Origin of the sequence: Fischerella sp. JS2 (genome assembly GCF_032393985.1) — a bacterium.
In the GTDB taxonomy this organism is placed as follows: domain Bacteria; phylum Cyanobacteriota; class Cyanobacteriia; order Cyanobacteriales; family Nostocaceae; genus Fischerella.
Genome location: NZ_CP135918.1, coordinates 363,375 through 378,543, shown reverse-complemented (window position 1 = coordinate 378,543; position 15,169 = coordinate 363,375). Strand labels below are relative to the sequence as shown.

Annotated in this window: 14 protein-coding genes; 12 read left to right on the top strand and 2 right to left on the bottom strand. The window is 38.1% G+C overall.

The window, feature by feature from the left end; genetic code table 11:
- The first annotated feature begins 195 nt into the window (after positions 1-195).
- The 12 genes from RS893_RS01635 to RS893_RS01580 all read left to right on the top strand — a co-directional run bounded on the left by RS893_RS01635 (position 196) and on the right by RS893_RS01580 (position 12,779).
- Complete coding sequence (locus tag RS893_RS01635) at positions 196-372, top strand: hypothetical protein (RefSeq protein WP_315789524.1); 177 nt, start codon at positions 196-198, stop codon at positions 370-372.
- Positions 369-2,732 (top strand): type III-A CRISPR-associated protein Cas10/Csm1, encoded by a 2,364-nt coding sequence (cas10, locus tag RS893_RS01630; protein WP_315789522.1) that lies wholly within the window; start codon positions 369-371, stop codon positions 2,730-2,732. The genes RS893_RS01635 and cas10 overlap by 4 nt, the downstream gene beginning before the upstream one ends.
- A gap of 8 nt (positions 2,733-2,740) precedes the next feature.
- Positions 2,741-3,220, top strand: a complete 480-nt coding sequence (csm2, locus tag RS893_RS01625) for a type III-A CRISPR-associated protein Csm2 (RefSeq protein ID WP_315789521.1) — start codon at positions 2,741-2,743, stop codon at positions 3,218-3,220.
- A 2-nt stretch (positions 3,221-3,222) separates the two neighbouring features.
- Positions 3,223-4,200, top strand: a complete 978-nt coding sequence (csm3, locus tag RS893_RS01620) for a type III-A CRISPR-associated RAMP protein Csm3 (RefSeq protein WP_315789520.1) — start codon at positions 3,223-3,225, stop codon at positions 4,198-4,200.
- A 1-nt stretch (position 4,201) separates the two neighbouring features.
- Complete coding sequence (gene csm4, locus RS893_RS01615) at positions 4,202-5,254, top strand: type III-A CRISPR-associated RAMP protein Csm4 (RefSeq protein WP_315789519.1); 1,053 nt, start codon at positions 4,202-4,204, stop codon at positions 5,252-5,254.
- Positions 5,255-5,258: 4 nt separating this feature from the next.
- Positions 5,259-6,548, top strand: coding sequence for a type III-A CRISPR-associated RAMP protein Csm5 (csm5, locus tag RS893_RS01610; RefSeq protein WP_315789518.1), 1,290 nt, complete (start codon positions 5,259-5,261; stop codon positions 6,546-6,548).
- Entirely contained in the window at positions 6,548-7,327 is a 780-nt protein-coding gene (gene cas6 / locus RS893_RS01605; RefSeq protein ID WP_315789517.1) for a CRISPR system precrRNA processing endoribonuclease RAMP protein Cas6, read from the top strand. Before csm5 ends, cas6 begins: the two co-directional genes overlap by 1 nt.
- Positions 7,328-7,350: 23 nt before the next feature.
- Positions 7,351-8,613: a TIGR02221 family CRISPR-associated protein gene (csx2, locus tag RS893_RS01600; protein ID WP_315789516.1), complete on the top strand. Its 1,263-nt coding sequence runs from the start codon at positions 7,351-7,353 to the stop codon at positions 8,611-8,613.
- A 114-nt stretch (positions 8,614-8,727) separates the two neighbouring features.
- Complete coding sequence (locus tag RS893_RS01595) at positions 8,728-9,225, top strand: hypothetical protein (protein ID WP_315789515.1); 498 nt, start codon at positions 8,728-8,730, stop codon at positions 9,223-9,225.
- A gap of 269 nt (positions 9,226-9,494) precedes the next feature.
- The gene (locus RS893_RS01590; protein WP_315789514.1) at positions 9,495-9,908 is read left to right on the top strand and encodes a DUF3110 domain-containing protein; all 414 of its coding nucleotides are present in this window, start codon (positions 9,495-9,497) and stop codon (positions 9,906-9,908) included.
- A 168-nt stretch (positions 9,909-10,076) separates the two neighbouring features.
- The gene (gene murQ, locus RS893_RS01585; protein ID WP_315791833.1) at positions 10,077-11,003 is read left to right on the top strand and encodes an N-acetylmuramic acid 6-phosphate etherase; all 927 of its coding nucleotides are present in this window, start codon (positions 10,077-10,079) and stop codon (positions 11,001-11,003) included.
- Positions 11,004-11,615: 612 nt separating this feature from the next.
- Positions 11,616-12,779 carry a response regulator gene (locus tag RS893_RS01580; RefSeq protein ID WP_315789513.1) on the top strand — a complete coding sequence of 388 codons (1,164 nt, stop codon included), beginning with the start codon at positions 11,616-11,618 and terminating at the stop codon, positions 12,777-12,779.
- An 88-nt stretch (positions 12,780-12,867) separates the two neighbouring features.
- Here the strand turns inward: RS893_RS01580 and RS893_RS01575 are convergent, their stop codons facing one another.
- On the bottom strand, positions 12,868-13,239 hold the full coding sequence (locus RS893_RS01575) for a hypothetical protein (protein WP_315789512.1): 372 nt from the start codon (positions 13,237-13,239) through the stop codon (positions 12,868-12,870).
- A gap of 170 nt (positions 13,240-13,409) precedes the next feature.
- Positions 13,410-15,014: a bifunctional pantoate--beta-alanine ligase/(d)CMP kinase gene (locus RS893_RS01570; RefSeq protein ID WP_315789510.1), complete on the bottom strand. Its 1,605-nt coding sequence runs from the start codon at positions 15,012-15,014 to the stop codon at positions 13,410-13,412.
- Positions 15,015-15,169 lie beyond the last annotated feature (155 nt).

The window sequence follows — 15,169 nt, the reverse complement described above, 5'->3', positions numbered from 1 at the left end:
TCACACATAATCCTACGTATAATTTGGGAGACTTAACTGATTGATATTTGATTAATAAAAATTTAAGTATAAATACTGTTAATTTCTATGACTTCATATCAGATCAACCTTGAAGGTGACGTTTTAAAAGTCAGGTTTGGTCAACCTGCAAATGGCGACCAAGTAGTGCGAGATGCGGCGGCACGTTGAGAGGGGTTGCGGATAGTTGCAATCATCCACAGCGATCTTGAGGATAAAGAGGATGTGATTGAATTTGAGTCGCCTGTGTTAACTGGTAAAATTCACCGTCTTATGCGAGGAGAGGATGTTTCTGGAAGGGAGATGGTGCAGATGTTGGCAAAAGTTTTAGTAAGGTTGGGTAGTAAACAATGAAACAATTACGTGTTGCTGAAAAAGCTGCTTTGCAAGTCATCCAAGAAGCCATTAGGGTTCTAGCGGTTTGGACAAACTCGAAACTAAAAGAGAAATTATCAAGGTTAATAGCAGCAGGTGATAATGATGATGTAATTAAAAAAGCTGTTGCACAAGCACAGAAATTACTTTCTTGGAATAGCAAAGGCGAACCAAAAGCTTTGCGTCTGCTGTTTGACTCGATAAACTTGGAAAAAGACAAAGAGAAAAAGAGTCAAAATCAGCATCAACATTATTGTCAGCCAGATGTTATTGCCGAGAGAAATCCTAAAATACCTTACCCCCTAGAAAAAGAACCTTCATTAGAAGATTTCATAAAACTGAAATATGAAATTAAACAAGAATTAGATAAACTCGACGACGATAGAGATAGAGATTTAAATAACCTATCTTTGCTGACTTTGATTCTAGAAAAATATGGTTCTTTCATCAGCTTTGGTGATTCGGATGTTGCATTAATAGACATAGCCAGAAGTACTGCTGGGGTTGCTGCTGCATTAGCAAATAATCCTGAAAGCAATAACCTAACTTTAATTGCAGGTGATTTATCAGGTATTCAAAAATTTATTTACACTATATCTTCTGATGGTGCGCTGAAATCTCTGCGTGCGCGCAGCTTTTATTTGGAACTAGTCACAGAAGAAGTAGTACAGCAACTTTTGGAAGCATTAGAATTACCGCGTACAAATGTTATTTATGCAGGTGGTGGTAATTTATATATATTAGCTCCTGCAATAGAATCAGTTAAAATCAATGTTGCAGAAGTTCGTCAACAATTTAATGAATGGCTTTTGGGTGAGTTTCAAGGCAAAAATTTTCTCGCACTTGATTGTTTAGACTTCCCCATCACAGATATTACCACTGAAAAATTTGCCGATTATTGGTCAGAACTGACAAGTAAAAAACTAGCTGTACACAAGTCTCGTAAGTTTGCTGAAAATATTAGCAAATTTCTTCAAGAAAGTGATAGTTACGAGCCTTGTAAAGTTTGTCATCGTGATGATGTGGAATCAGCAGAATTAAAGCAACTTAATAAGAACGAACCTGATTCGGTGCTTGCTTGCGAAACTTGTTGCAGAATGTTTGAGTTGGGAGGACAGTTATTAAAAGTTGAAGTGATAGTGCGATCGCAAAGCGAAAACTTTGAGGATAAGTTTGACACGCTTACCTTTGAACTTCCTGCTACTGATAAACGTGATGCTAAAAATGTTTACTATCATTTATTTCACAGGTGGAAACAAATAGTTCCAGATAATGACACGGCTTTGTTGGTAAATGACTGGAATATAGAGCATTATAAATTCTCCCAGTTTAAGAAATCTTTTCCTTTACTGCTGGGAAACTATGCTCAAGAAAGTAGTGAAGAAAAAGGTTTGATTATCCGTGCTAACGAAATGGCGAAAAAAGCCAAAGGTGTAAATAGACTTGGATACCTGCGAATGGATGTAGACAATTTGGGGAGAATCTTTGCTGAGGGTTTAGGAGAAAATAAAACTTTGCCAAGAATTGCTGGACTTTCGCGTCAGATGAGTTATTTTTTTAAAGTTTATCTCAACAGTTTAGCTGAATTTAGGCAAGAAAATTTCCTTAATAAAAATAAATTAATTGCAGATATTTTACATAAAAAAGCAGAATTTTTAACTCCAAAAAAGCGAGATAATTTACTATTTATCTATGCTGGTGGTGATGATTTATTTGTTAGTGGTACGTGGAATGAAGTGGTTGAATTTGCCTTTGATATCTACCAATGCTTTCGTGCTTATACAGGAAATAATCCAGATATTACGTTATCAGGTGGTATTAGTATTAATGATATTAAATTTCCCCTTTACAAAGCAGCTGAGGAATCAGGAGAAGCGGAAGAAAAAGCTAAAGGTAATGGTAAAGATAGTTTAAGTCTATTTAGCCAAGTATTTAAGTGGAATGAATGGCTGGGAATAGAAGATAACAAGATTATTGATTCGGAAATTCAAAAATATTTACATTCAGAAACTAGACCAAAGCTACTAGGTATATTACCATTTGTCGAGAGATTAGAACAGCAAGATATAGGAGTTAATTATTCCCGTAATTTTGTGCGTAACTTACTCATCACCGCAGAAATACAAGAAAAAGCATTAGAAAAGTTTGAAGACAATAAAAAATCAGAGGAGGCTTTAGGAACTCGCTATTATTTGCATCTACCCAAGATTGCTTATACTTTAGCGAGATTACCCAAAAATGTACTAGATGACACTGAGTTTCGGACTTCCTTAAAAAGTCCATATAATGCGCCTTATTTTCGGGCGATCGCTACTTGGATTGAACTTTTAAACCGCTAGTAATTTATATGCCAGAACCAACTAAATCAAAAGTAACTATTCCACCTCTAAATTCTAGGCAATCAATTCCTCAAACTAACGTCAATAAAACACAAAATATCGTTGAGGAAATTGTTAAAACTATTAACGGCTTACCTGATGGGTTAAAAACATATCCCATTAGAGACTTAGTTAAACATGCTGAAGAATTTGGCCCTTATCTCAAGCAGCAACGATTAGAAACGAACCAAGTTCGCAAATTTTTAGATGCTGTAAATCGCTTAAAAGCCAACTTAGTGGAAACAGGTGAATTTGCAAAAATTAAAACAGAAGTTGTTCTGCTGAAACCAAAATTAGCATATGCCGCAGCTAGACAAAAAGCAGCAAAACCATTAGGAGAGGTGATGTCAGCCGCTATTGACGAAGTTCACAGCAAAGAAGATTTTGAACGGCTAGTTCAATTACTTGAATCAATTATTGCTTATCACAAAGCTGAAGGTGGAAAGTAAATATGCCAGTATCATACGCACAAAAACCCCTTCTTGGTAAATTAACCCTCACCAGTCAAATTTGTGTGGAAACAGGATTGCATATTGGTGGTGGTGGCGAAAATTTGGATATCGGTGGACTGGATAAACCTGTAATTCGCGATCCTCTCACAAAATATCCTTACTTACCTGGTTCTTCCCTTAAAGGTAAACTGCGTTCTATCTTAGAAAGGTTATTAAATAAACCCCTAAATCGTCCAGGAGGAAGCGGTACTTGGCGCTACGAAAGTGACGATTTAAAAGATGGTTTTACTGAAGTAGAAGCAGGTAGATTTATTGCCTACGAAGGTGCTAACACCTGTCAAATTAGTCGTCTATTTGGTTCTACCGGGGGTTCCAAATTTTGGATGCCAATTGAAACTACTAGGGAAGAAGGATTATATGAAGAAAATAAAAATAATCCTACTTCTACAATCAACAATCAAAATTGTATTAGAATCAATCGCGGACGTAACGCACCAGCTCGATTGATTATTCGAGATTGCCATTTAGTACCAGAATCAGCAGAAAAACTCAAGCAAGTTGACACTGGTTTATACATGACCGAGTGGAAATTTGAAAACGGTATTGACCGAGTGACAGCCGCAGCAAATCCCAGACAGCTAGAACGTGTACCTGCTGGCTCAAAATTTCATTTTGAATTAGTTTACACCGTTGAAAATAAAGATCAAGCCATTGAAGATTTGCAAAATATTGCGATCGCACTCGCCATTTTAGAAGATGATGCACTTGGCGGACATGGTTCCAGAGGGTATGGGAAAGTCAGATTTCAGAACTTTCAGTTTTCCTATCGTAGCTTGGCACAGTATCGCCAAATCACCAGCACTCCTCCTGGTACATCAGGTTTACAACCATTAGAAACCATTCCCAACACCCAAGCACTCTTAGATAACTTTGGAAGTTTAAGCGAGTACGTAAATCGATTATTGCCAGGAGATTGATATGAGTGTCTGGAAATTAGTTAAACTCAACTTTGGCTGTAGCCCCGCACATTTTGGGGAAGTGGGAATAGGGATGGAACAAACGAGCGATCGCGTCCGTTCCGATGCTTTATTTAGTGCATGGGTTAGTGTCTATGCGCGGTTATTTGGTAAAAATGCAGTTGAGGAATTATTGCAGATATTTCCTTCAAAAGAGCAACCTGAATTAACTCCCCCTTTCCGTATCAGTTCCACCTTTATTTACCGAGAAGTTGGACAAGAAACAATTTACTATCTTCCCCGTCCCCTGAAGTTCCCCATCAACTATCCTGATAAGGATCTAGCTTTTTTCAAAACCTACAAAAAGCTTAATTATTTGCCTTTAGAAATATGGCAAAGATGGTATCAAAAGGAAGGGTTTCAAGAGAGCGATCGCCAAGAATTAATTGCTCAAACTACTGGTAAATCGGAGGAAAAACTTAAAGAAGCAGGAACCTTTGACTACAAAAAAGCCTTTAAAATTGAAAAATTCCCAAAAATTGCTGTAGACCGTGTTACGAGAGCAACAAACTTTTATCATACTGGTTTTGTGCAATTTGAGTGGGAGAAAAATCCGGCTGGTTTATATTTTCTAGTGCAATTCTCTCCTTCTGGAGAGAAATTAGTAGACAAGCTAAAAGCTGCTTTGTATCTATTAGGAGAAGAAGGACTGGGAGGAGAGCGTTCGAGTGGTGCAGGAAGATTTCAAGTTGAGTGGTTAGAATTACCAGAAACCTGGAAAAAGGTAGTAAATTTTTCTGATGGAAATCATCATGCGTTGATGAGTTTGTTTTGGGATACACCCATAACAACTGACTTTTTAAATCAAGCTAGCTACGACATTCAACAACGCGGTGGTTGGATAGCAGAAAATCAACTCCGACGTAAAATGGTGCGCATGTTTAGCGAAGGTTCGGTTTTTCTTGTACCACCACAAGGAAAGCTAGTAGATGTTACACCCAACGGTTTCAAAAAATATCGAATTTACCGTAGTGGTATTAGCTTAAGTTTGCCAATTAAAGCACAGGATAAATAAGATTATGGTGGTTTCTCTCGAATCTGCTCTCAAGAAACCTGATTTTTATCAATCAAAAAAGATACTAATGACAAGTCCAATTTTACATATTGGCTCATCAGTATCAAGATTATATCCCTTTGAATATGTACAGACAGATAAAAAAGTCTATCTCCCCAATCTAGAAGCTTTAGCAAAGGGTTTATTAGCAAAAGGAAAACGATTTTTCGATGACTATATTCAAGCAATTGAAAAACGCCAAGATATCACAAAACTTTTAAAACAAGCCTTTGGTTCCGAGTGGTGGAAAGCTAAAGATGCAGAAGATTGTCCAATTTTTCCCAAAGAAGCCGTCAGCCAAAAGTTGACATCTGAGAGAATTACAGATTTGCGTCCCATGATTCGGAATGGGATGGGACAATTATTTATTCCTGGTTCTTCGATTAAAGGAGCAATTAGAACTGCGATCGCATATTATCTATTGAAACACGCAGATCGTTTTCAACTACCTTCGTCAAAGCGGGTGAGCGAAATCGAGAAAAAATTGAGAGAAAAATTAGGAAAACTTAATCAACATCAGCAGAAATTTCTCGATGATGAGCTATTCATGGATAGTTTCTTCTCAGAATTCCACCTCACATATCAAGCGATAAACTTTCCTGGTAAAGGGCCAAATACAGACTTTTTCAGAGCTATCAAAATTACAGATTCAGCACCACTCTTAGAAAGCACAATCAAAACTAAGAAAGGTCAAGAAATACCTGTTAACATACCTGTTGTAGCTGAGGTAGTAGTTTCTAGCAGATTTTCGGATTACTTAGCTAAATATAAAGCGTCTATCTATGCTGAAATGGTGCGAAATGTCCAAACAGAGTTCACCATTACATTAGATACAGAAATGCTTTCATGGTTCACACATAAACAGGGGATGAAGTTACCCTTTAGTAACCTGGATGAACTCTTACAAATATGTCAAGAATTTACTCAAGAACAATGGGACTATGAGCATGATTACTGGCAAGAAATTAAGAACAATCCTCAAGCATCAGGTAAAAATTTAGATTTTAATTATATCCGCGAATTTTACGAACCAGAAAAATGTCCCTATAGTTTGAGACTGGGTTGGGGTAGTGGAATGAATGGAACTACGATCGGGTTGTGTCTTGATGATGAACTACGGGAAGATATTCGCGATACGTGTGGTTTAAAAGCACCTGGTTTTGAAGCACCGAAATCTAGGCGAACTGTGAGCAATCGTAATGGAGAAATTAAGTTTGTACCAGGATGGGTTAAATTCAAAAATCTACAAGACTAATGCTAATTCGTTCTACCTGGATATTAAGCGTATCCGAACCGACAATTTTACCCCGTTCCTATAGCTTGGAACTGGTAAAGCAACTGCATCAACAGCTAGGTTTAGAAATGGGAAACGAAGCAATTTCTTCTGTTTCATACTCAGGAATCATCGGTTCATGCTCAACTTCTAGAGACTTTTTCACCTTCCATCCAGAGGAATTTTACAAATTATCTCTGTCTGGATTGCAGGAAGTTTCAGCAAAAACAATTTCTCATCTTAATCTCTCAGATTCATTAGAATTCCTTGGAACAAAATTTAACATCCTCAACCGCGAAGATGAAATCACCAGCTATGAAGAATTGTACACAACTTTAGTAGCGAATGAACCAGAACCAATCCGACGGTTTGAGTTGCAGTTTGTCACTCCCACAGCTTTTTCTCAGGTTGGAACAAATCTACCTCTACCTGTACCAAATTTAATGTTTCGCAGTTGGTTAGAACGCTGGAATAATTTTGCACCTGTTTATTTGGGAGGCGATGAATTAATTGCTTACTTCAGCAATGCGATTTTGCTTAAAAATCACAAAATTCAAACCAAAAGTTGGCAATTACATAGAGGTTATGTGAATGGATTTGTGGGTGATGTAACGCTACAGATGTTTAACCGTGCTGACTCTTTATTGGCAAATGTGGCTAATTTATTAGTTCAATATGCGCGGTTTACTGGTACGGGGATGAAGACACGATTGGGGATGGGACAGACTCAAATTCCAACTTTGACTAATCAGGAAAATTAACTCAATAAAAGGAATTAAGCACAATGGCCAAAATATTAATTTCTCCTATTGGTGTTGGTGGAAGATTTAAAAGTCAAGTTAATTATGACAGAGAGTACCAAGAAGCTTATTACAAAATTGGCGATATATCATATCCTCAAAGTCGATTTATGGCAGCTGTACTATACGAACACTTTAAGTTAGATGGAATTGTTTTCATCGGTACAGTGAAGTCAATGTGGGAAGAAGTATATCGTTTTTTCTGTGAAACAAATGGTGTGCAGAAAAATGATGATTATTGGCTAGATTTAGCTTGCAAAATTGATGAGTTGAAATATGATAGTCCTCTAAATTCTTTAGATTTATCACCAATAGAAGAAATTTTGGGGCAACATTCTAAATGTATATTAATCAAATATGGCATTACTCAAGATGAATTATGGGAAAATTTTGACAGAATTTTTCAAATTGTAGAATGGCTAAACACAGGAGATGAAATATATATTGATATTACTCATTCATTCCGTTCTTTATCCCTATTCCTGTTTTTAACTGTTACCTTTATAAAGGATTTAGCTAGCGAAAAGCAAATTAAAATTTCTGGTGTTTACTATGGAATGCTGGATGTTACAAGGGAACTAAAATATACACCAGTTGTTGACTTAAACCCATTGTTTGAAATGACTTCTTGGATTAAAGGTGCCTATAGTTTACAAAGTTATGGCAATGGTAATTTTATAGCAGAGCTTTTGAAAGCTCAAAATGAAAATCAATTGGCAAATCAGATAGAAGAACTTTCTCAGTCTTTAAATATTAATAATGTCAACGCTATTAAACAAAAAAGTTCTATCCTAAGAAATTCTCTACAAAAATCAGTTCCTAAAACTCCTTTCCAATATTTAAGAAAAACTCTCGAAAGTTTTGTCAAAAAATTTGCACGTTCCTCTGTTGTCAAAGAATCAGAATATCATTTAGAACTAGCTGGTTGGTATTTTGAAAATCAACGATATGCTACTGGATATATTACTCTAGCTGAGGCAATCATTACTTATTTATGCGAAATTGAAAACAAAGATATTAGAAATAAGAATGCGCGAGAAGAAATGAAAAGTTTACTGCATAAAAGAGATATAGAAAATAGTAAATTAGCTCAGTTATATTTTAAAGTTAATCCAATTCGTAAAAGTATCGCTCATGCTTTATTAGAAGAAGGAAACCATGCGCATGATGTCCGTGATGCAATCAATAATTCTAAACACTATTATCAAGAATTGAAAAAAATATTTCAAACAGGGAGAATTGAATAATATATCAGTAGTTAACATTAACTACGTCACATTTTCAAAATAAAATAACTTTTTTAAACAGTGGTTTTATAAAATCATGAGCATAATTTTGAGAGACACTAAACAACAACTACTATGTCCAAAATTCTCCTTGTCACTGTAGGTGGTTCCTTCCAACCTATCATCACCGCTATCCGCAGCCTACAACCCGATCGCGTTATCTTTATCGCTTCTGATGGTGAAAAAGGAAGTAAATCACAAGTTATCGGCGAAGGAACCCCCTGCGAAGTGCGTCGAGGTGCAGAGGTGGTCGAAAGACTACCCAATATTCCCACACAGGTAAATTTAGGAGAAAACTTTCAACCAGAACGAGATTTGATTTTAGTGCAAAATCCCGATAATTTAGCCGAATCCTATGCCAAAATTTCCAGTTGTATCCGCAACTTACAACAAGAAAGCGGACACCAAATCATGGCTGACTACACTGGTGGAACCAAAACTTTGTCCGCAGCATTGGTAATGGCTGCTGTTGACTGCGGAATTTCTCTGTATATTACCATTGCAGCAAGGGATAATCTCGTGAAAGTGGAACGGGGAGAGTTAACCCAAAAGGTAGACACCAGCTTTAAATGATATTTTGTAGTATTGATTCAGAAGGCTGAGGGCTGAGGGCAGTCCCGATGAAAAAAATTCACCACTAAGTATGAAATAACCTCACCCCCTACCCCTCTCCTTACCAAGGAGAGGGGTGTCCGACAGGACGGGGTGAGGTTGCTTTCAACTCAGAAGCCACGAAACCGCGATCGCTACACACCCTAACCAGCTCTCAGGTTAGCTCATAATCTTTTCTTTGGACACCAGCTAGAACTTTAATTAAGAATAGACCCCAAAAAAAAGGAAAGATGATTACACCCATGCGTGTTTTTGTGTTAATCTTCAATGCTGGCACAGATAACGAAGGAATCCACACAGTTCGAGAAGGCGATCGCAATAAAATTCTCATGTTTGAGTCAGAAGACGACGCTACCCGCTTTGCTTTGATGCTAGAAGCCCAAGATTTTCCTACACCCATAGTTGAGTCAATTGATGCTGAAGAGATCAAAGAGTTTTGTCAAAGTGCTGGCTATGATTGGGAAATCGTCACAGAAAATAGTGGTTTGGTGGTTCCCCCAGAAATCAACGTAGAAGAAACCGACTGGAAACCAGACACTGAAACCGAGCAACCACAGACTGATACTCAAGAATCACCATCAGAAGCAGAATTGTCTGATTCGGAACTAGATAGTATTCGTCGCCGATTAGAAGGATTACTATAAATAGTCATTAGTCAATGGTCAATGGTCAATTGTCAATTGTCAATGGTCAAGCGCTCTGCACAGTGTCCCGTAATACCATTTCACTGTTAACTGTTAACTTGTTAACTGATTTATGACCAATGCCCAATGACTAATGACCAATGACCAATGACCAAGGACAACCAACAAATGACTGATTTACAGGAACGCGGACATCTGCTCACAGAACAAGTTAACCCTAATACTCAGAACCTAGATCAACTTAGTTGTTTAGAGTTGGTGGAAATTTTTAATCGCGAGGACGAAAAAGCAGTGGCTGCGGTTGCTGCTGCAAAAATCAAGTTAGCTCAAGCAATTGAACGTACCGCCGAGTGTTTGCAAAAGGGAGGACGGCTGTTTTATATTGGTGCAGGAACAAGTGGGAGGTTGGGAGTATTAGATGCTGCTGAGTGTCCACCAACTTTTTGTACCCCTCCAGAACTCGTACAAGGAATTATTGCTGGTGGTGCTGGGGCGCTACTACGCAGTTCCGAAGATTTAGAAGATCGCTTTCAAGATGGAGAAGCGGCGATACAACAGCGACAAGTAACGCAACTAGATGTAGTAGTTGGTATTACTGCTGGTGGGACAACACCTTATGTTCATGGTGCTATCAATGCTGCTCGTCAAAGGGGAGCAACTACAATTTTTATCGCTTGTGTACCTGCTGAGCAAGTGAGTGTAGAAGCAGATATTGATATTCGCCTATTAACAGGCCCAGAAGTGCTTGCTGGTTCTACTCGCCTCAAAGCTGGAACCGCAACTAAGCTAGCTTTGAATATCCTGTCTACAGGTGTGATGGTGCGCTTGGGCAAAGTCTACGGAAATCGTATGGTAGATGTAGCGGTAACTAATAACAAATTACGCGATCGCGCTTTAAGAATCTTGCAAGACTTGACGGGTTTGAGCCGTGAAGCATCAGATTTTTTATTAGAACGCAGTGGTAAATGGGTAAAATTGGCACTCCTAATGCACTGGACTGGCTTGGATAAACAGCAAGGTCTACAACTACTTTCAGAAAACCAAGGTAATCTCAGAGCAGCGATCGCTAGCGGTAAAACTTACAACAAGTCCTAGAAGTCGGAGTATAGACTTTTAGCTTTTCCTTTAAGTAGTGTTTTGGTATCAATTATTTGATTGGGTGTAAAAATAGATTTTGAGATGCCGTGTTAGTTTGGTCGACTTTGTAGTGAGCGCACGTATGCTCAAGGAAACTGAATTGCTTACTACAAAGCTGTTTATCTATATAATTTTCAGCGACAAACTACCTGTATCTACAAATTAACATAACAACAAAATCAGAATTAATACGGTTATAAACCAAAATATAAAAGTATAATATGATATATATCTTCAGAATAGTTTGATTTTGAACTGAGGAAATCTGTATACCAACACATCAAAATACAGCTGTTTTCAAACTAATCAACCATCCTCATCTTTCTCTAAACCTTTCTTTGTGTGGGAGAAAGACTCACTATTTCTGTTTCCTAAAACAGAGAAGTTGAATTGTTAGGTCTGGTTGTTTAGTGAATTGAAAATTGCTACAACTAGCAAAATCAGTCCAGCAATAGTTATTTTGCTAATTCATTTGATTTGAACTCTAAAAATATAGTTAATTAATACTGTGTAGATAAAAACTTTCTAAAATCAAAATAATTTACCAATGATATTAATCAAGGAAAAAATATGAACCATCCGCTCATGATGGTAGTAGATAAATTAATTAATGAATTGAAACTTTGTAATCAATTACATTATAGTGGCAGATTAAATATTAAAAGTGCCAATGGTCAGAAATGGGTTTTATATTATTATTTTGGCAGAATAATTTGGGCAACCGGAGGTACTCATCCCTTTCGACGTTGGCGACGACAAATTGCTCAACACTGTCCTAGTATTGATGTCGATAAATTATCTTTGCACTCTCAAGAAGTATCTATCGATTACTGGGATTATCATCTGCTAGTTTCTCTATACAAGCAACAAAAAGTTAAGCGCGAACAAATAATATCTGTTATAGAAAACACAATTGCAGAGTTATTATTTGATATCATTCAACAAGCAAATTTTTACTCTATAAGTTGCGATCGCAACCAAGAAATCATCTTAGAAGCACCAATCAGTATCGCAGGTGCAGATATGTCTTTCAAACTGATGCAAGAGTCTTGGAAACATTGGTTAGAAGCTGGTTTGAAGAATATATCACCTAATTTAGCCCCAACAGTACGAAAACCAGATCAACTCCATAAACAGGTAAGTTCAGCAGTATACAAGAATTTTGTGACTTTAATCAATGGCAAATATACTCTATGGGATTTAAGCGCAAAAATGAAGCAAAGCGTACTTACAGTTACCCATTCTTTGCTTCCTTATATATCCAAAGGAACAGTTGAATTAGTAGAAGTTTTTGATTTACCTTTACGAGTTGTTGAAGTTAATAATAACTCTTTAATAAAAAAACTCACAACTGACAATAGTCCACTTATTGCTTATGTCAATAACAACCCTGCGGTTAGTCAAACACTAGAGGATATTCTCATTTCTAATGGATTTAGATTTATTAATATTCAAGATACCATTCATGCGCTATCAATCCTAATTGAGCATAGACCAAACCTGATTTTTTTGAATTTGATGTCGCCAGTTACCAGTGGTTACGAAATCTGCGCTCAAATCAGGCGTGTTTCCCTATTTGCTAATACACCTATAGTTATTTTGACAGACAGCGATAGTCTTTTAGACCGAGTTCGAGCTAAAGTAGTAGGTTCTACAGATTTACTCGCCAAACCTGTATCATCTGACAAAATAATGGGTATAGTACGTAAATACACACAAACCAATTCAAAATAAGTCAATACTAATAGTCATTAGTCCTTTGTCATCTGTCATTTGTTACTTATTTACTAATGACTAATGACTAATAACCAATGACCATTGACTAATCTTCAAGTGATTGTGCTGGTACTTCCACGGCTGTCACATCAATTGTCCCATCGGGTGTAATGCGCTGAAAATGGCCCTGTTGCACTGACAACAGTTCTCCACAATTAGGACATTGTAACTGAGTTTGGTTCAAACCCGTAAATTCGTATCTACAGACGGGACAGCGATCAGTAACTAGGTTACGTTGTAACCACCAACGAAACCCAAAAAAGGCCAGAATAGGCGTGAGCAAAAGTAGCCCAACGATTATCAGCAACGAATTTACCAACCAGCCCAAGCCTAATGATCCTAGTAACCACGCAATTACTATGAGGGTAAGCCAAGGGCGGAGTTGATACAGACTTAACTGAAAGTTTTTAAAGCTCATTTGTTAAAGTATCGTCTTGCTCTTCCTCTAGGATAGCGAGTTTATTCTCAGATTCATTGACTTAATGTAAATTAACTTCTGCTTTGTGGAGTCAATTGTCCAGAGTCAAGTGTCAATTGTCCAGAGTTTTTACAAATGACTATTGACCATTGACTATTGACTAATGACTACTAAAACTGCGATAAGCGTTGCTGATAATAGTCAACAATTTTTTCTGTGACTTCGGTTACTGACAAACCATCTGTGCTAATTTCAACTGCATCTGGCGCTTTCTTCAAAGGAGAAACTTTACGGGTGCTATCTTTCCAGTCACGTTCGGCAATATCTTTTTCTAGCTGTTCCAAAGATATTTCGCTTTGACCTTGTTTTTGATAGTCGTGTAGGCGGCGACGGGCGCGTTCTTGCACAGAAGCGGTTAAAAAGATTTTCACTTCTGCATCGGGGAAAACGTGGGAACCGATATCCCGTCCTTCTGCAACTAAACCACCTTTTTTACCCCACCTTTGTTGTTGTTTGACTAATGCTTGACGCACAGCACTTTGTGCAGCTATAGCCGAAACATTGGATGTCACCGTAATTGAGCGAATTGCTTGGGTAACATCATGATGGTTAATCCACACTTGTACTGGAGATTGTAAGTCTTGCCCCGGAGCCAGTTCAATCACACACCTGCTGGCTAATTCTGCGATCGCACACTCATCATCTAGGGCAATTCCTTCATGCAGTACCAGCCAGGTGACGGCACGATACATAGCTCCTGTATCCAGATATACCAGACCTATTTTTGCTGCTACCTGCCGGGCAACAGTGGATTTACCAGCTCCGGCTGGCCCGTCAATAGCAATAATTGGCTGGCGATCGCGCAAAATGGTGTTATCAATCAAACGTGTAGAACCAAGACGAGCAGCGATCGCGAGCATTCCTTCCTCCTGAACTGTTTCTATTGGCATTAAAGTATTTGGTTCAACCAATTCAATATATTCCACAGATACAGAACTGACCATTGCTATTTCTTGCTGCGCTGCTGCAATGAGCTTGTTGGCATTGCGTTCTCCAGCGCGAAAAGCTGCTTGCGCTTTTTGCAAGCTGCCATACAACACAACTGCTTGCTGTTTTTCTGTAGTAGTCAAATATTGGTTACGAGAACTTATGGCTAAACCAGATGTTTCCCGCACCGTTGCACAAGCAACAATTTCGATCAAAAAATTCAAATCAACTACCAGCTGCTTAATAATAGCTAGCTGCTGACCATCCTTTTGACCAAAATAAGCTCGGTCAGGCTGTACCAAATTGAAAAGTTTAGTCACGATCGTAGCCACACCCTGAAAGTGACCAGGCCGATAACGACCACACAAGCCAGATATCATAGCAGATGACGGGTTGACTTGTGTAACTTTTGATTCTTGTATATTTTTCAGGTCAACTCCCATTTCTTCCGGAGTTGGCGCAAAAACTATATCTACCCCTGCTTGTTCACACAGTTGTAGATCTTGGTCTAAAGTGCGGGGATAGCGGTGAAAATCCTCATTGGGGCCAAATTGCAAAGGATTGACGAAAATACTGACAATAACCGTAGCATTTTCTTGCCGCGCCCGTTGAATTAAACTTAAATGACCTTTGTGTAAGGCTCCCATAGTGGGAACTAGACCAACAGCCGTTAAAGGTCTGCCAGTCACCTCAAATTCTGATGGCCGTTCTTGCTCTATAAGCTGATTTTGCAAACGGCGCTGATCTAAATAGCAGCGTAGTGCCACAATAGTTGTCAACAGGCGCACAAAAATACCCCTAGTCTTGATCTAGCTCTTCCCCGTTAGTTTATATCCGAAAGTGAGGCAAGAGGCTAGTCTAGGGGAACAAAGGAAATGGTAGTTGTTTGTTGGTAGTTGATTGTTGTTAGTTGGTGGTTGTTTGTTGGTAATTGGCATTTGAT